The organism is Halobacteroides halobius DSM 5150, from assembly GCF_000328625.1.
In the GTDB taxonomy this organism is placed as follows: domain Bacteria; phylum Bacillota; class Halanaerobiia; order Halobacteroidales; family Halobacteroidaceae; genus Halobacteroides; species Halobacteroides halobius.
Window position 1 is genome coordinate 1,894,439 of record NC_019978.1, and the last position, 24,611, is coordinate 1,919,049.

A 24,611-nucleotide genomic window follows, 5' to 3' on the forward strand; every position below is an offset into this window, starting at 1 on the left:
TTCACCCTTTAATAACTATTATCCCCTAAACTTCCTCCTTTATAAATTAACAACAAACTATTATTGACTATAATATCCGCAGCATTAAAAGTTTTTCGACAATAAAAAACAAATTCCTGCTTAAAATCAGAAAAATATTATCTTAACATTCCTATTCACTATAGTTATACCTAATAATACTACTTTGTACTCACTTTATAATGAAAATTTAATTTATCTTTCAACACGATTTATCATCAAGAACTATTTTCTGCTATTATATTTACTGTTATATAATAATTACAAGATAACAACCTAAAAATCCTGCACCAAATAATAATTTAAATTATAAATTAAAAATCCTAGGTTAATAACCTAGGATAATATACTATTTATTTCTATAAAGCTCTTTAACTTGAAAGGCTAACTTTTCAATTCGCTTATCCGTTACATTAATAATTGGAGATCTTAATTTATTCATTACTCGTTGAGCATACTCCAATTCATATCTAATCCGATCATCAGTTACATATTCAACATCAAGCCCTAATCCTAAATCTAACAACTTTCTTTTACGATGTTTCTTTAAACTATCTTCATCAATTGTTAAACCAATAATCTTAGCTTTATAATCAATTAATTTCTCTCGTCCAAAATCTAATTCCGGAACTAAAGGTAAATTAGCTGCCTTATAACCTTGGTATCCTAAATATAAAGCTAAAGGGGTCTTAGCAGTACCAGAAGCCCCAACTAGAATAATATCTGCTTTATCTAACCTGGTCCAGTCAAACCTATCATCAGCAGCCACAACAAACTCCATTGCTTGAATTTTACTCTGATAATCTACTTTTAATTTAGCCATCATTTATACCTCCTATCCAAAATAATTTTATTCTTGGATAACAGAGGTTATTATTAAAATTTAGCTATTATTTGATTAGCTATATCTTCAACTGCTACATTAGTTACATCAATTCTTTTACATCCTATATCATCCATAATCTCTTGAGCATAATTTAATTCTTCTTTAATTCTTTTAATTTTAGTATAACCACTCTTAGAATCAAACTCCATAAGATCCAACCGGTGCTGTCTTATCTTTTGTAGAGATCCTGCCTTAATTGTCAAGCCTACTATCTTATTAGAATTTACCTCATGTAGCTCCTGAGGTAATGATACTTCAGGAGCTAGAGAAATAGTAGCTACTTTATAGTTTTGATTAGCTAAATACATACTTACAGGTGTTTTAGAAGTTCTAGAAACCCCAATTAATATAATATCTGCTTTCTTTAATTTATTTAAATCTTTCCCATCATCACATCTAGAGTTAAAATCAATACACTTCATTTTCTCCATAACTCCATGATCAAGATTATAACTAAGTCCTACTTCTAATTGAGGTTGTTGATTTAAAATTTGTGAAAATTGATTCATAAATGGACCTAGTATATCCATAGTTGGTATATCATATTTATTCGCTTGATTCTCTAAATAATCACATAACTCTGGTAAAACTAAAGTATAAGCTAAAATCACCTTTTTTTCTTCTTTAGCTTGATTAATTATCTCAGTTAGTCTACTTATAGTAGATACATTATTAAACTTCTTAGTTTCTATATGTCCCATATCAAATTGAATAGATACTGAATTAATTACAGTTTCAGCTGTCTTACCTGTAAAATCAGATATTAAAAATACAATAAAATCACCATTATGCACTTTAATTATTCCCTCCTTATATATCCAACCTAAAATCAACAAAAACTCTAGTAATATTAGTCTTACTAACCTTTCCAATTACCTTTAATCTTTCTTTAGAATCTTTTTTTATTTTTTTAACAACAGGTATAACATCAATTTCATAGTCTATAATTTTTTTCGCTGCTTCAAAAACCGTATCATCATCTGTAATAGTGATAATATGTGACATTCTTGTCATTGCCACACTAACAGGAATTTGATTAATATTTGTCTCCCCGATTGTCATTTTTAATAAATCTTTTCTAGAGACAACTCCTACTAGTGCTTCATTACTATCTATTATAAAAACAGAACCAACATCCTCTAAAAAAAGTGTCACTATTGCATCATAAATAGAATTCTCTTCTTCTTTAATTACCACAGGTGCTGATTTTATTTCTTTAACTTTTTTGTTATATAACTCATCAAACTCTTTTAAATAAGAATTATCCTGAGCATGGAAATATCCTACTTTGGGTTTAGCATTTAATATGTTAGCCATTGTTAAAACTGATAAATCTGACCTTAAAGCCCCTCTAGTTAAATCTAGCTTTTTAGCTATCTCTTTACTAGGTATAGGTTCATTTTTTTTTACAATTTCAATTATTTTTTTCTGTCGCTCACTTAAATTAATTGTAATCACTCCCTTGAAGATGGAGAATACTATCTATTTAGTCATCATATTTATTATAGCAAATAATAATTAAGATCAAAAGTTAAATACCTAAAATTAAATCCCCTGATTAAAATATCCAGGGGAAACCTTTCAGTACCTATTTATAAAAAATTCAACCACATAGTTGGGCAGTAATCGAAGCTTGATTATGATTAGTTCTTAACTCCCGTATCGCTCCTGCTTGGTCTGTCTGGCTATTCATAACCAAAGAATGAGTTTGACCTTCTTGTACCCCAACTAATATTTCACCATTGGTTATCCCCGTCATAGAAAAAATAATATCCTCACCTTGGACTAAATCATTAAGTTTAAATATCTGATCAATATCATCAATTCCCATCTGTAAAGCCTCTTTAACTTCAGCTTGATTAACAGGACATAATTGTGCTTGCATATCACCACCTAAACATTTTAAAGCCGCTGCTGTTAACACTCCTTCAGGGGCCCCTCCAACCCCCATTAATACATCTGTTGTCATATCATCTAATGCTGTAGCAATTCCACCACCTACATCAACTGCATTAATTAATTTAACTCTCGCCCCAACATTTCTTACCTCTGTAATTAAATTTCTATGACGTTCTCTATCTAAAATAGCTACTGTTAGTCTAGAAACCTTAACTCCTTTAGCTTTAGCTATGGCTTTTAAATTATCAGTTGGCGTAGCTTCTAAATCAATTACTCCTTTAGCCTCAGGGCCAACTGCAATCTTCTTCATGTACATATCAGGAGCTTTAAGCAAATTACCTTCTCTAGCTGCTGCAACTACTGCTAAAGCATTAGATAATCCTCCTGCTACTAAACTTGTGCCTTCTATTGGATCAACTGCTATATCTAATTTATTAGACCCGCCCGAACCAACTTTTTCACCCGTATATAACATTGGCGCTTCGTCTTTAGCTCCCTCACCAATTACTACTTCACCACTAATATTGATTGTAGCAAAGGTCTTTCTCATTGCATTAACAGCAGCCTGGTCAGCAGCAATTTTATCTCCTTTACCAATTAACTCTACCGTAGATAATGCTGCCTGCTCAGTTACTCTAACAAAATCTAAAGCTAATCGATCCATATCCACTCATCAACTCCTCTACAATTTTAAGTTTGGCTTAAATTTAGATTTTACTCTCTTCTCAATTCTAATTTGCTTGTTTTAACTCTCTATAAACTGCTCCTTCATCAACTTTTTGATTTTCTTTTAAATAATCAGTAACCGTTCGACCTTGATCATCAATCAATTCTGGATTAGCTCCATAGTTAAGTAAAACAGAGATCTCATGCCAACTACTATATTTAGCAGCAATCATTAATGGAGTTTTACCCCTTGGCCCTTGATAATTAACATCAGCCCCAGCTTCAATTAGATTAACTAATAATTTAGGTTGGTTATTATTCTTAATAGCCCAAACTAATGGAGTATTTCCTGTCCAATCACATTTGTTAATAGCTGCCCCAGCTGAAAGTAATCTCTGCACTAGCTTTTGATTTTTTTCAGTAGCATACATTAATGCTGTTCTACCTAATCCTTCTCTAGCATCTACTTTTGCTCCCACTGCAAGTAAAGTCTCAATCACTTCTAAATTACTATTATACTTTATAGCATACATCAAAGGTGTCTTTCCTACTGCAGAATGGCTGTTAACATTGGCCCCCGCATTAATTAAAGAAGTAATTATTTCTTTATCTTTACAATACCAAGCTGCAAACATCAATGCTGTAATCCCAGCTCTATTACGAGCAGTGACATCAACTCCAGTAGCAATCAATGACTTAATTGATTCTAGGTTAGCATTATTCTTTAGCACTTGCATCAGTAAAGTCTCCTCATTCTCACTTTTGTTTCTAACCTCAAAATCTACTTCTATTGACATAGTTTCCAATATAATACCCCCTTGAGTATATAAACCAATAACTTTCTAGCCTTTTTAAACTACCCTGTTTATTTTTTAATTATATTATACTCATTATGTAAGTAAAATGCAACACTTTTAACCCAAAAAAGTAATTATTCAACCTTTTTATGTAAATATGTTATATTATATTTGCTTTATTCTGTTATATTAATCTTAATTAATGTCATTTAGGTTCATTTATCTGTATAATATTTTTGTATACATATTATAACATTTATTATACATATTTCAATATAATAATTAGCTTATTCCCATATAGTTTTAACTGATTATTAAATTAATATTCCAAATATATAATAAAAGCCCTGAATCTCTTTTAGATTCAGGGCCAATCTCAAATTAATTTAATTATTAATCAATTACAATCTTATCTAAATCAGCTACCTCTGATAATAGCTCAGCAACTAATTTTAATAAGTATAAACGATTTTCTCTAACTGCCTCATCTTCTGCCATTACTCGTACAGAATCAAAAACAGCATCAACTGATTCTTTAATTGTAGTCAATTCTTCTAAAGCTGTAACGTAATCTTGGTCACTTAATAATTGATCTACTTTATCATCTAATTCCTTATAATCAGCATATAATTTTACTTCAGTATCAGATTCAAATAACTCTTCATTAACTATACTTTCTTCTGAAGCTTTTTGAGCTAGATTATTAACTCGATTGAAAACAGCAATTAAATCATCAAACTCATCCTTGGCTCTAAATTCCATTACTGCTTTAGCCCTAATTAGAGTATCATGAATATCAGAACAATCAGTAGCTAAAATAGCATCTCTAACATCATATCTAATATCTGCTTCTTCTAATAACTTTTCTAATCGTAACTTAAAAAAGTCAACTACATCCTCTTTAACTTTAGCCTCTGGTCGCTGGATTTCATCATCTAATAACTCTAAAGAAGAATCAATTAAAGTATCTAAAGTAATATCTAATTTAGCATCTACAATGATGTTTACAATCCCTTGAGCTTGGCGACGTAAAGCATATGGATCTTGAGAACCAGTAGGAATAATGCCTACACTAAAACAAGCTACTATATTATCAATCTTATCAGCAATACTAACTACTTGGCCCACCTTACTTTCTGGTAAAATATCAGCAGCATATCGTGGTAAATAATGTTCAAAGATAGCTGTAGCTACTTCTTGATCTTCTCCATCTAATAAAGCATACTCACGTCCCATTACTCCTTGTAATTTAGAGAATTCATTTACCATTTCAGTTACCAAGTCAGCTTTAGCTAACTTGGCTGCTCTTGTGGCTTGGTCTATCTTTATATTAGATAAATCAAGTTCTTGAGCAAACTTATCCGCTAAAGCTATAATCCGCTCTACCTTATCATAAATAGTCCCTAAATCCTCCTGGAAGATAATATCCTTAAGTTTCTTAACTTTAGATTCTAAACTTTTTACTTGATCTTCTTCATAGAAGAATTTAGCATCTGACAATCGAGCCTGTAGTACTTTTTCATTACCATGACGGACAGTATCAATATGCTCTGCTGTTCCATTTCTAACAGTAACAAATAGATTTTCTAATTCTTTTGCATCATTCTCTACAGGAAAATAACGCTGGTGTTCTCGCATAGAAGTGATTAATACTTCTGATGGTAATTCTAGAAATTCTTGATCAAAACTACCACATAAAGCAGTTGGGTATTCAACTAAGAAATTAACCTCTGTTAGTAAGTCATCATCTATGACTACATTAACTGCTTTTTCCTCTTCAATCTTTTTTATCTGCTCAACTATCATCTCTCGGCGTTGATTATGATCAACAATTACATACTCTTCTTCTAAAGCAGAGAAATAGTCAGCAGGTTGAGAAATTTCTATCTGCCCCTCACTTAAGAATCTATGTCCTAAACTCCAATTATCAGTCTCTACCTCTGCTACAGAAAAATCTATCTTTTCTGTTCCATATAAAGCCAATAACCACTTAATTGGCCGGATAAAACGCATTTCCTGGTTAGCCCACCGCATAGGCTTAGAGAAATTTAATTCTGTTATTACTTCAGTTAATAACTGAGGTAATAACTTAATAGTTTCTTGGCCCTCTTCTGTAGTAGAAGCAAATACATACTCTCCATTATCCGTATCTCTAATTTCTAATTGGTCTGGAGTTAATCCTTGGCCTTTAGCAAATCCTGCACCAGCTTTAGTTGGATTCCCTTCATCATCAAAAGCAATATTCTTTGCTGGCCCCCGTACCTCTTTCTTTAAATCTGCTTGATTAACAGCTACATCCTCGATATATAATACCAATCTTCGCGGGGTACCAGTAACTTTAATTGTACCAGTTTCAATTCTATTATCTGTAAGTTTATCCTGGGCCAATCTTTCTAATCTATCAAAAGTAGATAACATGAACCTAGCCGGAATTTCTTCTGTTCCTATCTCTAATAATAGATCCTTACTCATTATCCTGACCTCCCTTTAACAGTGGGTATCCCAATTCTTCTCTTTGTTTAACATAATTTTTAGCACATTCTTTAGCTAAATTACGAACTCGTCCAATGTAACTAGTCCGTTCTGTAACTGAAATAGCCCCCCTAGCATCTAATAAATTAAATGCGTGAGAACACTTTAGTACATAATCATAAGCTGGCAGAACTAGCCCTGCTTCTATAACTTGTTTAGCTTCTTTTTCATATAGATTAAATAAAGTAACTAATCTATCAATATTAGCCTTTTCAAAATTATATGTAGAATGTTCTACTTCACCTTGATGGTGTACATCACCATAATTAATACCTGCAACCCATTCAATATCATAAACACTATCTACCTCTTGTAAATACATAGCAATCCGTTCTAATCCATAAGTAATCTCTACTGATACAGGGTGACATTCAACCCCTCCCACCTGTTGAAAATATGTAAATTGAGTAATCTCCATTCCATCTAACCAAACTTCCCAACCAAGTCCCCAAGCACCTACAGTTGGATTTTCCCAATTATCTTCTACAAACCGAATATCATGCTTATCCGGGTCAATTCCTAAAGCCTCTAAACTCTTTAAATAAATTTCTTGAATATCATCTGGAGAAGGCTTCATAATTACCTGATATTGATAATAATGCTGTAATCGATTAGGATTTTCTCCATATCTTCCATCATCAGGTCTACGACATGGCTCAACATAAGCTACATTCCATGGCTCAGGTCCTAAAGATCTTAAAAAAGTAGATGGATTCATCGTTCCAGCACCCACTTCAACATCATAAGGTTGTCTAATAATACACTTCTGTTTTGCCCAAAACTGATTTAACGTATTAATAATTTCCTGAAACTCCACAACAATTTCCCTCCCATATTTTAAATTAGTGTCAGTATAAATAAAGATCAGACCATTAGATTTTAAAGTTGCTTACGCTCACACTAGTTTCTGACACTTTAGTGATTATAAAAAACCCCCTCCCCAGTAATCATACCAGGGACGAGGCAAGCTTTACCCTGTCATTTTATTACACCAAATTTTGAACTTAATATATCAAAGATTCAACTTTTTGTCAATAAAGTCACTTTTATTTAGAACGCTCTACTTTAATTTTATATTTAGTTGCTACTGCTGCTATAGCACCTAAAGCTGCTAAATAAGGTGCTAATACAACTCCTATTACTCCCGCAGTAACAGGAATATTAAGCACAGTACGTCCATCTTTTTTAATATTAATTCTAGTTACATTACCCTTTTTAATTAATTCTTTTACTTTCGTTATTACTTCTTCTCCTCTAACTTGAAATTCGTTTTTGAACTGTTTTTGTTGCTTTTGTTGTTGGTTAAATCTATTCTGTTCTTCTTTCTTTCCTTGTCTACTCTCTTGATCATTATCTATAGCAAGTACAGCCTCTAATACATCACCATCAGCAGCTTTTAGAGCATTAACCGCCTTCTTATAATTAACTCCAGTTCTCTCTACTATAACATCTAGTTTATTTATTTCCTCCATTGTTTTCCCCCTTAAATGTCTTTTAGAGAATCTAAAAAGGAGATAGTCTTTAATTCTTTTTCGGTAATTGTTTCAATATAAGCTGGAATGATATTAGTTAATTGTTTATTAGCATATTCAGGTAATTTTAGTCTTAATAATCGCCTATAATCTAGCTTTATTAATTGTTCTATAAATTTAACTGTGCCAAGACTTACCCTTAAATCTTGATTACTAGCACATTTATCACAAGTCAACCCACCTGCTATTAAATTAAACTTAACACTTTGATCAACTTCTCTTCCACATTTAATACAAGCAGTTATATAAGGTTGATAACCCAATAAATTTAATAGCTTTAACTCAAAAGTTCTAAGCAATAAATCAATTTCATCTAACTGATCCAACAATTTTAAAGTTAGTAATAATAAATCAAAAATATCCTGATGTGGTTGATGATCAACTGTTAATTCATTAACTAGTTCAGCTAAATAAGAAGCTGCTGTCATTTTAAGAATATCATCCTTTAAACTACTAAAGGAATCTTTAATATCACACTGACTTAAATTCCCCAAATCTGATTTACCCTGATAAACCAATATATGATTGTAAGTGAAAGGCTCTAATCCTGCTGCTAGACTACTTTTAGTTTTTCTTACCCCTTTAGCTACAACTCTAATCTTTCCCTTATTCCTACTAAATAAAACAATGATTTTATCTGCTTCACCTAACTCATAGTGGCGCAATACTATTGCATCTGTATCAAATAGGCTCATTTATATCAATCCTTTTTCTGAGAAGAGAGCCCTTACCACTACCTCTCTTTAGTAATCCCTTTAGTTTATTGTGCACTAAAAAAATAATCTTCATAACAGGAAAATTAATCTTCTCTACTTCTTACTACTTCTATAGCATTTTTAGTCCCGATTCTATTTGCTCCTGCATCTAACTTCTCAATAGCATCATCAAAACCTTTAACTCCACCATAAGTTTCTACCCCAATTGATCTACCTACTATCTTTCTAATTAAAGCAACATCCTCTAAATCTGCAACTTCTTGCGGGCCAAATCCTGTACTAGTCTTGATAAAGTCAACTCTAATCTCTCTAAGTAGCTTAGATACGGCTATAATTTCTTCTTCCTCTAAATAAGAAATTTCAACTATGGCCTTAGTAATAATATCTTTAGAGACTCCTGATAACTTAGTTGCTTCAATTACAGGTTTAACAGTCTCTCTAATAGCATTCCAGTTCTTCTTTTTAATATCACCTGTTCTAATTACTACTTCAATCTCTTGTGCTCCATTATCTAAAGCATCTTTAGTTTCATAAGCTTTAGTTTTGGCTGTAGAAGCTCCTAGAGGAAATCCAATGACAGTACTAACCTTAACCGAGCTATCTTTTAGTAATTGAGCAGCCAATGGTACAAAACACGGATTAACACATACTGCCACCAAATTATATTCCTTTGCTTCTTCACAGATTTTTTTTACTTCAGATACCGTAACAGTTGGATCTAAAATAGTATAATCTACAACTTTAACCATATCTTTAGGTTTAATTGCCATCTACATCAGCTCCTTTTTACATTAAATAATCGAGAAACATCTCTTTTTTAACCCATCTTATCAACCTCTATAACCTAACATCTTTAAGGCATCTTCTTTCTCTCGCCAATCTTTCTTTACTTTAACCCATAGATCTAAGAAAACTTTAGTATTTAATAAGCTTTCTATATCTTCTCTTGCCGCGCTACCAATTTTTTTAAGCATACTACCATTCTTACCAATTAAAATCCCTTTTTGTGATTTCCTCTCTACATAAATATTAGCTCTAATATCAATCAATTCTTGTTCTTGCCGTTCATTAAAATCAATAATTTCTACAGCTACTGAATGAGGAACTTCTTGGTGCGTATAATTTAAAACTTGCTCTCTAATTAACTCAGCAATAATAAATTGTTCAATCTGGTCTGTAACCATATCATCAGGATAATACTTTGGCCCTTGGGGCATAAACTCTACAATTTGATCAACTAAGTGATCAAGATTAACTTCTTCTAAAGCAGATATAGTGACTGTTTCTATAAAATTACCTAATTTTTCATAATCATTAATTCTACTGGCTAACTTTTTCTTATCTATAGTATCTACTTTATTTAAAACTAGTAAAACTGGAGTATCTATTCCAGTCAATTGTTGAGCAATTCTTTTATCATCATAGTTAGGAGGATAATTGGCATCAACCATAAATAAAACTAAGTTAATATCTTTAAGAGCTTGAGTAGCTACTTCATTTAAATATTGGCCCATCTTATCCTGAGATTGATGTACTCCAGGTGTATCAAGAAAAATCATTTGTGCCTGGTCTAAAGTTAAAATACACTGAATCTTATTTCTAGTTGTTTGAGCTTTACGTGAAGTAATAGCTATCTTTTGACCAATTAATTGATTAATTAAAGTTGATTTACCTACATTAGGTTGTCCTATTACTGTAATAAAACCTGATTTAAAATCAGCTCCTACTTCTAAATTGTTCATTTGATATCCCCCTTTAAAATCTTAACTGCATAATTAATCTATCTTCATTAGGACCATATTCTTGCTTGCGAAACTCTTTCTTTTTAAAACCAAACTTCTGATATAACTTTAAAGCAGCTTGATTATTAGGAGCAACTGTTAACTCAACAGTAACTATACCTAACTTTTGTAATTGCTGCAGTGAATAATCTAATAACTGTTCACCTAATCCTTGACCTTGGTAATCTGAATTAACAGCTAAACCATATAAATAAGCCTGATTTACTTCTTCCATATCTCTAAGGTACTCTATCACTCCAACCGGCTTATCAGCAATATAAAGCACATATACTGCACCATGATGAAGTAGTGGAGTTAAGCCCCACTGATTTAAACCACCTTCTCCAAAAGCTTCTACTTCAATCTGTACTATTTCTTTTATTACATCAAAGTTATTAGTAGTTAGTCTTTCTATTTTAACTGCCACGATATCCCTCCTCTGGAACTATAGTTCCCCCAGAAACAATCAGTTTTAAACCTTCCTCTACTGTCATATCTAAATAAGTTACTTCTTCTTTAGGAATTAAAACTAACATACCAGATGTTGGATTAGGAGTTGTTGGGATAAATATACTTACTACCTCCAAGTCTAAATTCCTTTCTATCCGGGCAATTCCTTCCTTAGTTAAAAAGCCAATCTGATAAATTCCTTGGCGTGGGTACTCTACCACTACCACTTTGCGAAAAGCAGTCTTATTCTTTCTAAATAAAGCTTCTATAATTTGTTGTACCGTTAAATAAATATTACGGACTATTGGTATTTTAGTCAGTATTCTTTCTCCAAATTCGATTAACTTCTTTCCTAATACATTAGTTGCTATAACCCCTACACCTAAAATAACTCCTACGCTAATTATTATACTTAATCCATAAATTCTTTTGCCAATAATAAATTCAATTAAAGGGCCAAAGCCCTGTTCTACCATACTAATTACAGCACTTAGAATATATATAGTAGCAAGCAAGGGTAATAAAACAACTAATCCCGTAATAAAGTAATTTCTAATTTGCTTTAACATCTAATCTTCACCTTGTTCCTCAGTTTGATTTTCTGATCTATCATCAGTAGTAGTCTGTTTGATTCTTACTTTAGAGATCCGACGTTGTACTACTTCTTCTGCACTAACCGTTAGATCTTCAAACTCTATTCTCTCTCCATTATCAGGTACATAACCTAACATACTTAAAATAAAGCCACTAATAGTTTCATAGTCTTCTTCTGGTAAGTCTATACCTAAAACCTCATTGATCTCATCAATATCAACTCTACCATCTACCAGTAATTCATCATCTTCAAGCATCTTAATTAACTTTTCTTCTTCATCATATTCATCTTGAATATCACCAACAATTTCTTCTAATAAATCTTCAATAGTTACCAAACCAGCTGTCCCACCATACTCATCTAATATAATAGCCATATGTATTTTCTCTTTCTTTAATTCGCTTAACAAATTATCTACCTTTTTAGTCTCAGGCACATAAAATGCAGGTCGCATAATCTTTTGAATATTCATCTGATGATTATCTTCTGTTAGTAATGGCAGTAAATCCTTAGCATAAACAATCCCCACTATATTATCAACTGTATCATTATACACAGGAATTCGAGATAATCCCATATCAACTACAATATCTATTAATTCTTCTATTGAATCATTAACTTCTACACAAATCATATCAATTCTAGGTACTAAAATTTCTTTGACTCTAGTATCATCAAACTCAAAAATACTATTAATCATTTGTTTTTCATCAGTCTCAATAACTCCTTCTTTCTCCCCTACAGTTAAGTACCGTCTAATTCTTTCTTCACTAATAAAAGGTTTAGTAGTCGCTTTCTGACCTCTATTACCTGTTAATACACTAGTTATTATATTTAAAATTTTAACAACAGGATAAAATAAATAATAACAGATTTCAATCGGTCGAGCAACTGTCATAGAAAACTTTAGTGCTTTACTATTAGCTATTGACTTAGGAGTAATCTCTCCAAAAACTAATAAAAGTAAAGTAACTACCCCTGTAGCTATTCCAACCCCTGCATTCCCGAATATATCAATAGCTAATTTAGTAGCTATTGAAGAGGCCGCAATATTGACTAGATTATTACCTACTAAGATTGTGGCTATTAATCTATCTGGAGTACTTAACAATTTCTCTAAAATAGCTGCTTTTTTATCACCTTCCTGCTTTAAATGCCTAATCTCAATTCTATTAACTGACATTAAAGCAGTTTCAGAACCAGAAAAGAAGGCAGAGCCTCCTAAACATAAGAAGAAAATAACTGGTTCAATAAACCTCGAAATTTCCATACATTAATCCTCCTTTAGATATTTCTTACCATATCTATTACTTAAAGCTGTAGTATTTGAAAAATCAATAAGCCGACTAAGCTACCAATTACCGCACCAAAAAAGACTTCCCAAAAAGAATGAATTTGACCCTCAATTCTACTTTGAGCTACTAATAAAGCTAATAACAATGCCAGGCTAATTACCAAAGCATTAGTAGTTAACATAGAAACAATTAGGACTAAACAAAAGGCTATAGCAGTATGACCACTAGGCATACCTCCTTGTAAAAAAGTTCCCGTCTTAAAATAAGCTTTAACTACAATTACTACTAACATAACTATTACTAATGAAATAAAGGTAAGATGAATTGGTGTCTTTTGTACATGTTGTAATAATTTTAATGTCAATGGATTTAAATCATTAAAAAATATAATATAACCTACAATTATAGCATTCAAAGCAGTTATTAAAACAGCTCCTGCTGCAACATCCTTAACCACTTCAATTTGTGGATTATACTGAGGAGATATTAAATCACTCAATCCTTCAATAGCTGTATTAATCATTTCAGCAACAATAACTAATGTAATAGACAAGAACAAAATTAATAATTCAACTTTGGAAATATCAAATAATAAACCTGCTAATAAAACTATACTAGCTATTCCAAAATGAATCTTCATATTTGTTTCTTGTTTTAAAGCCTTAATAATACCAGAAACAGCATAATTACAACTATTTATAAACTGATCAATCAGTTTCATTCTTCTCTAGTCAGTCCTAACTGAGTTAAAATTTCTTCTTCTTTTTGACGCATTATTATTTTTTCTGCCTTTTGTTTATGGTTATATCCTAACAAATGTAACATACTATGAACTGTTAAAAAGCCAACTTCTCTAGCTACAGAATGATTATATTCAATTGCCTGTCTTGTGGCTGTTTCTAAAGAAATTATAATATCACCTAATAATTGTTCATCATTTTGGGGAAAGGATAAAACATCAGTTGTTTCATTTTTATCCCGAAATTTATTATTTAATTCTTTTATATATTGGTCATTAACAATAGCAACACTTACTTCTTTATCTTCTTTAACCTCAGTTGTTAATACTTGATTAATAACTTGCTCAATTAAATTTAGTGTTTCTCGGTCTATCTCTGAATCCTGTTGTAAATTATTAATTAGAACTGTCATTTTTAGCTTCTCCTTCCTTAAACTGTTGAGCAATATTATCTGGATACTCAATCCGATTATGAAAGATCCCTTTTAAAATATTAACAAATGATGAAGCTATTTTATCTAAATCTTTTAGTGTTAAATCAGACTCATCTAATTGCCCACTATTTAATTTAGCTTTGATTAAATCTGTTACAAATTTTTCTAATTTATCAGGGTTGCTTTGAACAGCAATATTAGATCTAACTGCTGCTTCAACTGTATCTGCTAACATAATTAAAGCAGCTTCTTTAGTCTGTGGCCTTGGCCCAGGATACCTAAATTCACTCTCATCTACATTCTCATACTTATCATCATAAGCAGCTTCTTGATAAAAGTAAGAAACTAAACTTTCACCATGATGTTGTTTTATAATATCAACAATTACCTCTGGTAATTTATAATTGTTAGCCATTTCAACTCCATCTTTAACATGAGAAGTAATAATCAGTGTGCTTAAATTAGGTGATAATTTATCATGAGGATTTTCATCTCCGATTTGATTTTCTATAAAAAAGTAAGACCGTTTTATCTTACCTATATCATGATAATAAGCACCTACTCTGGCTAATAAAGAATCTGCTTCTACTGTATCAGCTGCAGCTTCAGCTAAATTCCCTACTATAATACTATGATGATAAGTACCAGGAGCTTTTACTAATAATCTTTTTAATAAAGGATGATTAGGATTAGAAAGCTCTAATAATTTAACTGGAGATGTAATCCCAAATATATTCTCCACATAAGGTAACAAACCATTTGTTATTATAGCTACTACTACTCCATTTATTATACCCAAAGGAACTATTTTTAAAAAACTAACTAGTTCTAAAACAGGATTAGTTAATAAAAATGCAAAGATAGTAAGAGAACTTGCCCCTCCTACAATAAAACCTGCTCTTACTAAATCAGACCTTTGGCTTAACTTCGTTACGCTATAAATTCCACTTATTCCACTAATCATAGCAACCGCTATATCTGCTATTGTTTCATCACTTACTATTGCTACTAAAAAAGATAATCCTACAGTAAATATTATTGCTATATCCGTATCAACTAAAACAGCAACCAAAATTGAAGCTGCCGCTATAGGAACCAAAAACGAAGGGTAGTTAGTAGGTAAATAATTTGCTAGCCTAGCTAGCAAGAGGATAATAATTGGCAATAACCCCAACAGATATAATTGACTCATATTATTTAATACCTGCCTATGATATTGATAGATATATATAATAATTACCCCTAACATAATCAATATTATCACAGAGTAACCAATAATATTTGAATAATCTACTTTAGGATCCCTTAATCCTAGTAACTTTAACTTCTGAACATCTTTTTCAGTAACTACCCGCCCGTGTCGAATAATAATCTCACCCTTATGAATTGTCCGTTTAACAGGCTTTATTCTTTCTTTAGCTCTTTCTTTTCTTTTTCGGGTTTCTCTTAAATCTAAAATAAGATTAGGTTCAATAGTCTGTTGAGTAATATTCTTAACTAATTGATTATATTGTCTAGATCTACCTATTTTAGATACTTCTCGTTTCATCTGTTCTTTGACCTGCGCTAGATAATCACTTTTTACGCCTCTAGTCAAATACTTGACTAATATTGCTAAAATATCTTCTTTGAGATTATTAATTTTCTCTAACTTTAACTTTAATAAATAAGTATAATCTTCTCTCGCTAATCTTAACTTTGTTCGTGCTTTAATATTACTAACCCTAATCTCTAATTTACTATCCCTTTTTCTAAAATCCTTTACTAAAGCAAAAAAGTGATTAACCTCTTTTTTTATTTCTCTTAAAACTGTCACATCTTCTTCATAAACTTTAGATACTGCATCAGCTGCTTCTTCCTTAAGTTCTTCAGTTCTTTTATGATCAATATATTTAATCGTTTTAGGAGCCTTAATATCATTATCACTAACTTGTCCTACCTCTAAATCAACTCTATCAGGTAAAAAATCAATAGTTATTAATAAAGCTAAGACAAGAAAAACAAATATCCCCCAGACTAGTTGTTGAAATAATTTATTCTTATAAAAATCAAATTTACTTTCTTCAACCTTTTCTACCATATATCCCCACAATTTCATAATATCCACCCCTAAAACTTACTCCAGTGCTTTATAAGCAGCAATAATTTCTTTTACCAAACGATGCCTCACTACATCACGGTTAGTTAAATAAACAAAATTAATCCCTTTAATTTTTTCTAAGATTTCTTTTGCTTGTACTAAACCAGACCGTTTTTTATGTGGTAGGTCAACTTGAGTGATATCCCCATTAATTACAGCTTGAGAATTACGTCCTAAGCGAGTTAAAAACATTTTCATTTGTTCTCTTGTAGTATTTTGAGCTTCATCTAAAATTACAAATGAATCTTTTAGAGTTCTTCCTCGCATATACGCTAAAGGAGCTATTTCTATAACTTTTTTCTCTAGTAGTTGTTCTACTTTACCAGTTCCTAAAACTTCATATAAAGAATCATAAACAGGACGCAAATAAGGGTCTACCTTCTCTTGTAAATCTCCCGGTAAAAATCCTAAATTTTCTCCCGCTTCAATAGCTGGTCTCGTTAAAATAATGCGCTTAACTTGGTTACTCATTAAAGCATTGACTGCCATTACAACCGCTAAGAAAGTCTTTCCAGTTCCAGCCGGGCCAACCCCAAATACTATATCATCTTGACGAATAGCATCAACATATATCTTTTGACCTAATGTCTTGGGTCTAATCTTTTGACCAGAACTGGTAACTTGAATAATATCAGAATATATTTCTTGTAAAGAAAATTTATCTTCTTTAATTAATTCAATAGCATACTCAATCTCTTGACTAGTTAAACTTCCTTTCTCTTTAACTACCTCATCTAATTGTTGGAATAAATCTAATACTCTATCAACTGATTTTTCTGCCCCAGTTGCTTTAATTAAATTACCACGAGCAATAATTTCTACATCAAGATCTTCTTCAATTAATTCTAGGGTCTTATCTTGATTTCCAAAAATGCTAATTGCAGAGTGATTGTTACTTAATTCTAACTCTTTTGTTAGTTCCTCCAACTAATTATTCCCTCCTAGTTCCAATTTCTTCTTCGACTTCAACTAATGCTTTTATTCTCACTAGTTGTTCATTATTATTTGTTTCAATCAATTTTAACTTACTATTCAATATTATAGCTTCTTTTTCTATTCGTTGCAAGATACTATCTATAGCTCTTTCTTTAGCTAATTCTTTAGCTTGCTTAAAACTCCTTACTTCTTTAAACTCTTTTATCTGAATATATTTCCTTATAACTACTTCTAGGGGGAATTCATAATTCCTCCATTGAGGTAGTGATTTTACCTCTTCTTTAACTAAAAAATTAGCATAAGGAGGTTTACTTGGGCCTTTTAATACATACTCTTGGTCATTCAACTTAATGATTAAACTAGTTTTATAATTTCCTGTTGGCTGCTGATAATATTCAACTAATTTTGCTTCTCCGTATCCTTTATACCACACATTAGCTTTAATCATACCTTCTGCTTTTACTTTCTTTATTTTAAATTCGTCTATTTCTTCTTTATTAGTAGTTGCTTCTGCTTTCTTTTTTACCTTAACTTCCCGACTAATTAATACATCCCCTCGCTGAACTACCATTCCCTCTTCAACTTGAGGGCTACCTCTTAAAACAATTAACTCTTTGATAACACCTGATTTTTCAGCTATTATATCTGAAGGATTAATTTCAGTATCCAATAGCTCCTTTTCCACTATTTGAACAATTAATTTTGTCCCTTGAAAGTAAACATTAGCCCAACTAACCCTAGGTTTATTCTCTATAATAAAATCTGTTAAGTCATGAAGTGGAATACTAGACTTTAAAACCCCAGGATAAATCTCAACTTGATTCAAAAGTGATATGATTTCTTCTTCTTTTAACTCCTTTGTCCCTTTAATTTCAATAAATAGTACAAAATGAGACATAATATAAATTGATACTATAACAAATACAATACCGATAGCCAAAACCTTACGTCCCATCAATTTGTCTATCCAAAATGGGAATCCTTTTCTTTGGTAAATTGTTACTTTGCAATCTGTCTTCCTGACACTACTTCTAATCCGATTAAAATCCTTGAAGTTAATATTAGCATAGAATGTATCTTCTATCCGCACAATATTCCATAGCTCTACTCCCTGAAGCATTAATAAATTAACTAACTTATTAAATTGATTACCAGTAATCTTTAATTGTAAATAACCTCTTAGTAAATCATATAATTTTTGGAACATAGTATCCTCCTTACAGCAAATCAAAACTTAAATCAGTTATCTTTCCAGTAACCATAACCTTCTCTTTACTTAGCTTTTCAATAATTAATTCTTTTCCTGTAATCAAAAGCTCTCCTTTACTAGCTTTGATTTTAACTAACTCAGGGGTATACTTAATAATCCCTCGATGATTTTCTACCTTTATATTTAGATTTCCGATTATAGAAATTACAGGTAGATTTAATAATACATCCTGAGGGAGATCAAATAATTTAGCTAACTTAGCTTTTATCTTATCCTGATCCCTCATCTAAATTCCTCCTTAAACTACACAAAGATGAAGCTCTTGTCTTTAAATATTATGTAAATAAAAAAATATTAATTACAACAAAAAATAAAAAACGACCTGACTTAGCTGTCAGGTCTAAAAATTTCTATTGTAATCTTTCTCTAACTAATTTATTAACTTGATTCCCATCAGCTCTACCTTTAACCTGGGGCATAATAGCGCCCATAACTTGGCCCATATCACTCATATCTTCTGCTCCTAAATCAGAAATTGTTTCTTTAACTAGCTTAGCAAGTTCTTCTTTAGATAGCTGCGCAGGCAAATAATTCTTTAAAATTTTAATTTCTTGCTTAGCCTTTGCTACTCGTTCTTCATCCCCAGCTTTTTTAAATTCACTTAAAGATTCTTTTGTCTGCTTAACTAATCTAGATAATACTTCAATAATCTCATCATCAGATAAATCCTTACGTTCATTGATTTCAGCATCCTTAATTTCAGCTCTGGCCATTCTGATGACTGATAACTTAGCTTTTTCTTTACTTTTCATTGCCTTTTTCATATCTTCTAATAATTTATCTTGAATTGACATACTTAACTCCTCCTTTAATTAACCTGGTGGCCATTGTAGATTACGTCCTCCAAGTAAATGATAATGAATATGAAATACAGTTTGCCCACCAGCCTCTTTACAATTGCTTACAACTCTAAAACCATCTTTGGCTATCTCCATCTGTTGGGCCAATTTATTTGCTACCTGATAAATATGTCCTACTAAATTATTATCTTCTTCTTTTAAGTCAAGCAAAGTAGAAATATGTTTCTTAGGTACAATTAATAAATGTACTGGAGCTTGAGGCTTAATATCTTGAAAAGCAATTACCTGCTCATCTTCATAAAGAATATCACTTTCAACATCACCTGAGACTATCTTACAAAATAAGCAATCTTCCATTATTTCACCCCCTAGCATATATTAATCTTCTAATCCGCCTATTATTTTTCCTTCTTTTTCCTTTAATTTTACTTCAACTAATTCCCCTGCTACTTCATCAGTTGCATCAACAAAGACTCTTAAATAATTATCTGTAAAACCTGTTAAAAATCCAGTTTTATAATCACGTTCTTCTAATAAAACTTGCATCTTTTCGCCTAAAAAATGCTGCTGATAATCACTAGCAAGTTTATCAGCTAGTTCTCTTAATTGCTTACTACGCTCTTTTTTTACTTTAGAATGAACTTGATTAGAAAAATTAGCGGCTGGAGTTCCCTCTCTTTTAGAATACTTAAAGACATGAATATCACTAAAGTTAAGTTGTTGGGCTAAATTTAAAGTTTTAGCAAAGTCTTCTTCTGTTTCCCCTGGAAACCCTACAATTATATCGGTAGTAATTGCAATTTCAGGAATTTTAGATTTTATTTTAGTTACCATTTCTTTAAATTCTTCGCTATTATAAGGCCGATTCATAGACTCTAATATTTTATCTGAACCACTTTGTAAGGGTAAATGTAAGTGACGACATAATTTATCTGATTTAGCAATTAAATCAATTAATTCATCACTAACCTCTGTTCCTTCTATTGAACTTAATCTAATCCGTTCAATTCCTTCTACAAGAATTAATTCCTGTAGTAACTGTTCTAAATTAAGATCACTCTTATCTTTACCATATTCCCCTAAATGAATTCCGGTTAATACAATTTCTTGAAATCCATGCTTTGTTAGTCGCTTTGCTTCTGCTACTACATCATCTAAACTACGACTTCGTAAAGCACCTCGAGCATAAGGGATAATACAATATGAACAAAATTGTTCACAGCCTTCTTGAATTTTAATAGCTGCTCTAGTTCGTCCCTTAAATTCTTCTAATTTAACTTCTTCAAAAGTATCTTCTTCCTCTACTGCCTGTACAAAACTAAGTGGCTTATCTGCCTTAGCAGCTTGCTCTACAAACTCTACAATCTTACTTCTCCCTACTGTTCCTACAACTAAATCCACTTTAGCACTCTCTAATACCTCTTCTGGTTCTACTTGAGGATAACAACCTACTACTGCTAATAAAGCAGCAGGATTTCTTCTTTTAACCCGTCTAGTTATCTTACGTGATTTTCTAGCTCCTTGATGAGTAACTGTACAGGTATTAATAATATAAATATCTGCTTTATCTTCAAAGTCAACTACCTTGTATCCTGCTTCTTCAAATTGAGCCATCATTGCTTCAGTATCATAACGATTAACCTTACATCCTAGTGTATAAAAAGCAACCCGCTTCATAATTAACCTAGTTATAGAAAACTATTTAATCCTGCTCAAAACAATCTATAACCAGTCACACCTCCTTTTAAAATAAATTATATAATCATTAGACCTTTTGGCCTATTTATAAGCGTTAAATTAGTCAGTCCATAACCTCTAAAAGTTTTTTCACCATTTAATGTTGTAAAATTACAGACTTTAGATTTATATTTGTTGTTTTTAATTCTTAATGAGGTAATATATCCATCATAAGTTTCGCCATTTCGCTTAGTATAACGAACTATATCCCTATGCTTAAAGCCTTTTAATTCTTTAATTTTGGCCTTAGACTTCTTTCTAAGAGGTTTAATAAAGTATTCTTTAACATCCAGATTATCAACAGGTAATAAATTTGTAATACAAATACTATCGTTACTATGACTTTTTTTAATATCATAATCAATTCTTTTATTAGCAGTATCGCCTCCGGTTGTAATCTCTAAATTAACTATTTTACTTAATTTTTCCCTTAACCAGGTTTTACCTTGCATCACGTGCATAGCAGGTTTTATATTTAGTTCTTTACCATCAATAATATTAAGAAATTCATCTTTATATTTATACTCACTACCATCTACTTTATCTTTATGACAGTCTTTACAAAGAGTTATCAGATTATATATGCTATCTGCTCCACTATCTCTTTGGGGTATTATATGATGTGCTTCCAACATAGTATCAGTAGCACCACAGATTTGGAAGGCACAATCATCTCTGTATAAAGTAGCTTTACGAAGGTTTTCATCTAATCTATTAGATTCTTGATATTCCCAACTATAAAGTTCTTTTCCTTCTACTGCCTTACGAATATCTATTGCCACATCTTCTAAAACTATTTTATCTATCCTAATAAATTTATTAAGATAATTAACTACCCTTAAAATTGCTTGTTTCTTTTGCTTAATAGATGGTGCTATTCTACCTTTTCTTTTACTGGATGAACGATTATCAAATCTTTTAGCTCTATATCTTTTGTGTTGTCTACGGTAACGTCTATATTCTCTACGTTGAGTCATAAGTTTAGAAACTTCTTGTCTTTGTTTCATTGTTGCTTTAAATAATACTTTGTTTTTACTTTGACATTTTTGAATTAAAGCAAAACCTACTTTATCATACCCATCATCAATACCTAAAACTATCTTGTCGTTATTAACTTCTTCTTTAGGTATTTTCTTTTTAAGTTGAATGATAAGTGGATACTCTTCTACTAACTTAACTCTCCCTTTACGAATAAGATACCAAGCTTTCTTGACTTTAGTCGGATCCAATATTTTACCTTCATTATCTATCACAAGTGCATATTGTAATTGTGCCATCTCTGGCTACCTCCCTTACAGGGCACTTCCCTTCTTTGTCGCAGAATCATATAGATTCTTGCTCTTAAAGTTAGGTGGAGGCATAACCACTTCTGCTATCTCCCTGATTTAGTCAATAGCCAGGGTAGAAACACCCTGCTATTGGCAATGTCAAATGGGGCTTATGCACTTTCGGTGTTAGCCTTTCATATCCAGAAGAACTAGACTTAGACAAGGTTTCTTCCTTAGTGCCACAGAGCAGCTTACAGAGCAAGGCTCTGCCTGCGATTTGGAACTGATGAATACATTCCAAAGTGTGATAACCTTATCGGTATAAAACCTTTAACCAAATAACGTAGGAAACGCCTTTTGTTACGAAGTGTCCGCAGGACACGAAGGCATTGTGCTAAGAACTTTTCAGTTCTCTACACTCCCTTTGCCTTGAGAGCAACGATCAACTTCACCTAGTTTTAACTAGGAATTTATAAGCTGTTTCATAGCTCCTAAATCTCCTAGTTCATACTGGGCCAAGGCTACAGCAGTTATACCTGCTGTTTCAGTTCTTAAAATTCTAGCCCCTAAGCTAACAGGTTTAAAGCCTATTTTTTTAGCTTGGTTTACTTCTGATTGACTAAATCCTCCTTCAGGGCCAATAAGAATAACTACTTTACTTACATTTTGCTCTTGCATAACTTCTTTTATACCTGTAGTATCCTCATCTTCCCAAGGAATTAAAGCTAGATCATCAGAAGCTACAGCAGGCATCTGAGCAAAATCTTTTATTTTAGCTATAGTTGGGACCTTGGCCCGGCGAGATTGTTTAGCTGCTTCTAAAGCAATCTTTTGCCACCTGTCTTGTCTTTTATTAGCCTTTTTATCAGTTAACTTAACAACTGTTCTCTCAGTAATTATCGGAATGATTTTATCTATTCCTAATTCAGTACACTTTTGAACAATTAAATCCATTTTCTTTTTACGTTTAGGTACTCCTTGGATTAAAGTAATCTCTACTGTAGATTCTACTTTTCTTTCTATTTCTTCTATAATTTGGCCCTCTACTACCTCATTAGTTGTTCTAATTAACTCTACTAAATATTTATTCCCTTCTCCATCAGCTACCGTAATCTTATCTTTAGCACTTAAACGTAAAGAACGAGTAATATGACCTACATCTGAACCAGTAATTAATACTTGGTCTTCTCTAATATCTTTTGGTGTTACAAAAAAATGATTCATCTTATTCACTCCCATATAAAACAATCATCACTTTTGCTCTCCAATAATAGTAACCCATTCTCCTAATTGGATTCGCTCTATAACTTTAAAGTCATACTCTCTTAGTTTATCATTAATTTTTTCTTCTTTATCAACTATTATTCCGGATAAAATAAACTTACCGTTTTCAGTAATAACTTGCTCTAAATCAGGAATCAAGTTTACTATAATATGAGGTAATAGATTAGCTACTACTAAATTATAAGTCTTATCTACTACTTCAACCAAATCACCTGCTACAAAATCTATTTCTGTTTCTACTTGATTTAAAGTAGCATTCTCTTTAGCTACTTTAACTGCTATTGGATCAATATCTAAAGCAAAAATCTCTTCTGCTCCTAGCTTAGCAGCAGCAATAGATAAAATGCCAGTTCCCGTGCCAATATCTAATAATTTAGTATCAGAATCTAAATTATCCTCAATTAATCTAAGACAAACTTCTGTAGTTTCATGATGTCCTGTTCCAAAAGCTTGCCCAGGATCAATCTCAATTATCACATTATCTTTTTGTGATGGATACTCTTCCCAACTAGGCTTGATTATAATTCGGTCACTAACCCTTAAGGGTTTAAAATTTTCCTTCCATTTACTAGCCCAATCTTCCTTTATTACACTCTTAATTTTTAGTTTAGCACTACCAACCCTTAGACCATACTCTTCTAAAGAAGAAATTTTTTCTTTTAATTTTTCTAGATTAATATCCTTTTTTAGATAAGCTTTAATTAATATTTCATCTTCATCACTTTCTAATTCTTCCTTAGTAATTCCTTTCACTTCTAATTCTTGCAATAAATTATTAATTGCAGGATAAGCTTGATAGGTTGTATTAATATTTATTTCTTTCCAATTCATTCTGT

26 protein-coding genes are annotated in these 24,611 nt (G+C 31.7%); all 26 read right to left on the minus strand.

Translation table 11 applies throughout. The features are described 5' to 3' along the window. Positions 1-367: 367 nt before the first annotated feature. Positions 368-841: a kinase/pyrophosphorylase gene (locus HALHA_RS09175; RefSeq protein WP_041607765.1), complete on the minus strand. Its 474-nt coding sequence runs from the start codon at positions 839-841 to the stop codon at positions 368-370. Between the two features lie 53 nt (positions 842-894). Beyond that, a complete protein-coding gene (locus HALHA_RS09180; protein ID WP_015327499.1) occupies positions 895-1,698 on the minus strand; it encodes a pyruvate, water dikinase regulatory protein in 804 nt (267 codons plus the stop codon). A gap of 16 nt (positions 1,699-1,714) precedes the next feature. After that, a complete protein-coding gene (gene ccpN / locus HALHA_RS09185; RefSeq protein ID WP_015327500.1) occupies positions 1,715-2,362 on the minus strand; it encodes a transcriptional regulator CcpN in 648 nt (215 codons plus the stop codon). A gap of 145 nt (positions 2,363-2,507) precedes the next feature. Further along, entirely contained in the window at positions 2,508-3,467 is a 960-nt protein-coding gene (gene glpX / locus HALHA_RS09190) for a class II fructose-bisphosphatase (RefSeq protein WP_041608204.1), read from the minus strand. Between the two features lie 67 nt (positions 3,468-3,534). Continuing rightward, positions 3,535-4,266 carry an ankyrin repeat domain-containing protein gene (locus HALHA_RS09195; protein ID WP_245547438.1) on the minus strand — a complete coding sequence of 244 codons (732 nt, stop codon included), beginning with the start codon at positions 4,264-4,266 and terminating at the stop codon, positions 3,535-3,537. A 393-nt stretch (positions 4,267-4,659) separates the two neighbouring features. Next, positions 4,660-6,738, minus strand: a complete 2,079-nt coding sequence (glyS, locus tag HALHA_RS09200) for a glycine--tRNA ligase subunit beta (RefSeq protein WP_015327503.1) — start codon at positions 6,736-6,738, stop codon at positions 4,660-4,662. Continuing rightward, positions 6,731-7,615: a glycine--tRNA ligase subunit alpha gene (gene glyQ, locus HALHA_RS09205; protein ID WP_015327504.1), complete on the minus strand. Its 885-nt coding sequence runs from the start codon at positions 7,613-7,615 to the stop codon at positions 6,731-6,733. Before glyQ ends, glyS begins: the two co-directional genes overlap by 8 nt. A 229-nt stretch (positions 7,616-7,844) precedes the next feature. Then, positions 7,845-8,270 carry a DUF4342 domain-containing protein gene (locus HALHA_RS09210; protein ID WP_015327505.1) on the minus strand — a complete coding sequence of 142 codons (426 nt, stop codon included), beginning with the start codon at positions 8,268-8,270 and terminating at the stop codon, positions 7,845-7,847. Between the two features lie 11 nt (positions 8,271-8,281). Beyond that, positions 8,282-9,025 carry a DNA repair protein RecO gene (gene recO, locus HALHA_RS09215; protein WP_015327506.1) on the minus strand — a complete coding sequence of 248 codons (744 nt, stop codon included), beginning with the start codon at positions 9,023-9,025 and terminating at the stop codon, positions 8,282-8,284. 104 nt (positions 9,026-9,129) lie between these two features. After that, on the minus strand, positions 9,130-9,816 hold the full coding sequence (gene deoC / locus HALHA_RS09220) for a deoxyribose-phosphate aldolase (RefSeq protein ID WP_015327507.1): 687 nt from the start codon (positions 9,814-9,816) through the stop codon (positions 9,130-9,132). Positions 9,817-9,876: 60 nt separating this feature from the next. Then, positions 9,877-10,788: a GTPase Era gene (era, locus tag HALHA_RS09225; RefSeq protein ID WP_015327508.1), complete on the minus strand. Its 912-nt coding sequence runs from the start codon at positions 10,786-10,788 to the stop codon at positions 9,877-9,879. Positions 10,789-10,801: 13 nt separating this feature from the next. Beyond that, a complete protein-coding gene (locus tag HALHA_RS09230) occupies positions 10,802-11,254 on the minus strand; it encodes a GNAT family N-acetyltransferase (protein WP_015327509.1) in 453 nt (150 codons plus the stop codon). Continuing rightward, positions 11,244-11,846, minus strand: coding sequence for a DUF502 domain-containing protein (locus HALHA_RS09235; RefSeq protein ID WP_015327510.1), 603 nt, complete (start codon positions 11,844-11,846; stop codon positions 11,244-11,246). The genes HALHA_RS09230 and HALHA_RS09235 overlap by 11 nt, the downstream gene beginning before the upstream one ends. Further along, positions 11,847-13,142 (minus strand): hemolysin family protein, encoded by a 1,296-nt coding sequence (locus HALHA_RS09240; RefSeq protein ID WP_015327511.1) that lies wholly within the window; start codon positions 13,140-13,142, stop codon positions 11,847-11,849. A 41-nt stretch (positions 13,143-13,183) separates the two neighbouring features. Beyond that, entirely contained in the window at positions 13,184-13,888 is a 705-nt protein-coding gene (locus tag HALHA_RS09245; protein WP_015327512.1) for a diacylglycerol kinase, read from the minus strand. Further along, entirely contained in the window at positions 13,885-14,319 is a 435-nt protein-coding gene (gene ybeY / locus HALHA_RS09250) for an rRNA maturation RNase YbeY (RefSeq protein ID WP_015327513.1), read from the minus strand. The genes HALHA_RS09245 and ybeY overlap by 4 nt, the downstream gene beginning before the upstream one ends. Beyond that, positions 14,303-16,438 carry an HD family phosphohydrolase gene (locus HALHA_RS09255; RefSeq protein ID WP_015327514.1) on the minus strand — a complete coding sequence of 712 codons (2,136 nt, stop codon included), beginning with the start codon at positions 16,436-16,438 and terminating at the stop codon, positions 14,303-14,305. Before HALHA_RS09255 ends, ybeY begins: the two co-directional genes overlap by 17 nt. Before the next feature lie 18 nt (positions 16,439-16,456). Then, positions 16,457-17,407, minus strand: coding sequence for a PhoH family protein (locus tag HALHA_RS09260; RefSeq protein ID WP_015327515.1), 951 nt, complete (start codon positions 17,405-17,407; stop codon positions 16,457-16,459). Positions 17,408-17,411: 4 nt separating this feature from the next. Continuing rightward, positions 17,412-18,623 (minus strand): sporulation protein YqfD, encoded by a 1,212-nt coding sequence (gene yqfD, locus HALHA_RS09265; RefSeq protein ID WP_015327516.1) that lies wholly within the window; start codon positions 18,621-18,623, stop codon positions 17,412-17,414. Positions 18,624-18,633: 10 nt separating this feature from the next. Next, positions 18,634-18,912, minus strand: coding sequence for a sporulation protein YqfC (yqfC, locus tag HALHA_RS09270; RefSeq protein WP_015327517.1), 279 nt, complete (start codon positions 18,910-18,912; stop codon positions 18,634-18,636). Positions 18,913-19,036: 124 nt separating this feature from the next. Continuing rightward, a complete protein-coding gene (locus tag HALHA_RS09275) occupies positions 19,037-19,480 on the minus strand; it encodes a GatB/YqeY domain-containing protein (protein ID WP_015327518.1) in 444 nt (147 codons plus the stop codon). An 18-nt stretch (positions 19,481-19,498) separates the two neighbouring features. Continuing rightward, positions 19,499-19,843, minus strand: coding sequence for a histidine triad nucleotide-binding protein (locus HALHA_RS09280; RefSeq protein WP_015327519.1), 345 nt, complete (start codon positions 19,841-19,843; stop codon positions 19,499-19,501). A 21-nt stretch (positions 19,844-19,864) separates the two neighbouring features. Further along, positions 19,865-21,163, minus strand: a complete 1,299-nt coding sequence (gene mtaB / locus HALHA_RS09285) for a tRNA (N(6)-L-threonylcarbamoyladenosine(37)-C(2))-methylthiotransferase MtaB (RefSeq protein ID WP_015327520.1) — start codon at positions 21,161-21,163, stop codon at positions 19,865-19,867. Positions 21,164-21,240: 77 nt separating this feature from the next. Then, complete coding sequence (gene iscB / locus HALHA_RS09290; protein WP_015327521.1) at positions 21,241-22,500, minus strand: RNA-guided endonuclease IscB; 1,260 nt, start codon at positions 22,498-22,500, stop codon at positions 21,241-21,243. Between the two features lie 453 nt (positions 22,501-22,953). Continuing rightward, positions 22,954-23,715, minus strand: a complete 762-nt coding sequence (locus HALHA_RS09295; RefSeq protein WP_015327522.1) for a 16S rRNA (uracil(1498)-N(3))-methyltransferase — start codon at positions 23,713-23,715, stop codon at positions 22,954-22,956. Between the two features lie 27 nt (positions 23,716-23,742). Beyond that, the gene (prmA, locus tag HALHA_RS09300; RefSeq protein WP_015327523.1) at positions 23,743-24,606 is read right to left on the minus strand and encodes a 50S ribosomal protein L11 methyltransferase; all 864 of its coding nucleotides are present in this window, start codon (positions 24,604-24,606) and stop codon (positions 23,743-23,745) included. Positions 24,607-24,611 lie beyond the last annotated feature (5 nt).

What these genes read in the sequence shown, in the direction of transcription:
- HALHA_RS09175 (WP_041607765.1), bottom strand. Translation starts at nt 841, where the DNA reads ATGGCTAAATTAAAAGTAGATTATCAGAGTAAAATTCAAGCAATGGAG.
- glpX (WP_041608204.1), bottom strand. Translation starts at nt 3,467, where the DNA reads ATGGATCGATTAGCTTTAGATTTTGTTAGAGTAACTGAGCAGGCAGCA.
- HALHA_RS09195 (WP_245547438.1), bottom strand. Translation starts at nt 4,266, where the DNA reads ATGTCAATAGAAGTAGATTTTGAGGTTAGAAACAAAAGTGAGAATGAG.
- glyS (WP_015327503.1), bottom strand. Translation starts at nt 6,738, where the DNA reads ATGAGTAAGGATCTATTATTAGAGATAGGAACAGAAGAAATTCCGGCT.
- HALHA_RS09210 (WP_015327505.1), bottom strand. Translation starts at nt 8,270, where the DNA reads ATGGAGGAAATAAATAAACTAGATGTTATAGTAGAGAGAACTGGAGTT.
- recO (WP_015327506.1), bottom strand. Translation starts at nt 9,025, where the DNA reads ATGAGCCTATTTGATACAGATGCAATAGTATTGCGCCACTATGAGTTA.
- deoC (WP_015327507.1), bottom strand. Translation starts at nt 9,816, where the DNA reads ATGGCAATTAAACCTAAAGATATGGTTAAAGTTGTAGATTATACTATT.
- era (WP_015327508.1), bottom strand. Translation starts at nt 10,788, where the DNA reads ATGAACAATTTAGAAGTAGGAGCTGATTTTAAATCAGGTTTTATTACA.
- HALHA_RS09235 (WP_015327510.1), bottom strand. Translation starts at nt 11,846, where the DNA reads ATGTTAAAGCAAATTAGAAATTACTTTATTACGGGATTAGTTGTTTTA.
- HALHA_RS09240 (WP_015327511.1), bottom strand. Translation starts at nt 13,142, where the DNA reads ATGGAAATTTCGAGGTTTATTGAACCAGTTATTTTCTTCTTATGTTTA.
- HALHA_RS09245 (WP_015327512.1), bottom strand. Translation starts at nt 13,888, where the DNA reads ATGAAACTGATTGATCAGTTTATAAATAGTTGTAATTATGCTGTTTCT.
- ybeY (WP_015327513.1), bottom strand. Translation starts at nt 14,319, where the DNA reads ATGACAGTTCTAATTAATAATTTACAACAGGATTCAGAGATAGACCGA.
- HALHA_RS09255 (WP_015327514.1), bottom strand. Translation starts at nt 16,438, where the DNA reads ATGAAATTGTGGGGATATATGGTAGAAAAGGTTGAAGAAAGTAAATTT.
- yqfD (WP_015327516.1), bottom strand. Translation starts at nt 18,623, where the DNA reads ATGTTCCAAAAATTATATGATTTACTAAGAGGTTATTTACAATTAAAG.
- yqfC (WP_015327517.1), bottom strand. Translation starts at nt 18,912, where the DNA reads ATGAGGGATCAGGATAAGATAAAAGCTAAGTTAGCTAAATTATTTGAT.
- HALHA_RS09275 (WP_015327518.1), bottom strand. Translation starts at nt 19,480, where the DNA reads ATGTCAATTCAAGATAAATTATTAGAAGATATGAAAAAGGCAATGAAA.
- HALHA_RS09280 (WP_015327519.1), bottom strand. Translation starts at nt 19,843, where the DNA reads ATGGAAGATTGCTTATTTTGTAAGATAGTCTCAGGTGATGTTGAAAGT.
- mtaB (WP_015327520.1), bottom strand. Translation starts at nt 21,163, where the DNA reads ATGAAGCGGGTTGCTTTTTATACACTAGGATGTAAGGTTAATCGTTAT.
- iscB (WP_015327521.1), bottom strand. Translation starts at nt 22,500, where the DNA reads ATGGCACAATTACAATATGCACTTGTGATAGATAATGAAGGTAAAATA.
- HALHA_RS09295 (WP_015327522.1), bottom strand. Translation starts at nt 23,715, where the DNA reads ATGAATCATTTTTTTGTAACACCAAAAGATATTAGAGAAGACCAAGTA.
- prmA (WP_015327523.1), bottom strand. Translation starts at nt 24,606, where the DNA reads ATGAATTGGAAAGAAATAAATATTAATACAACCTATCAAGCTTATCCT.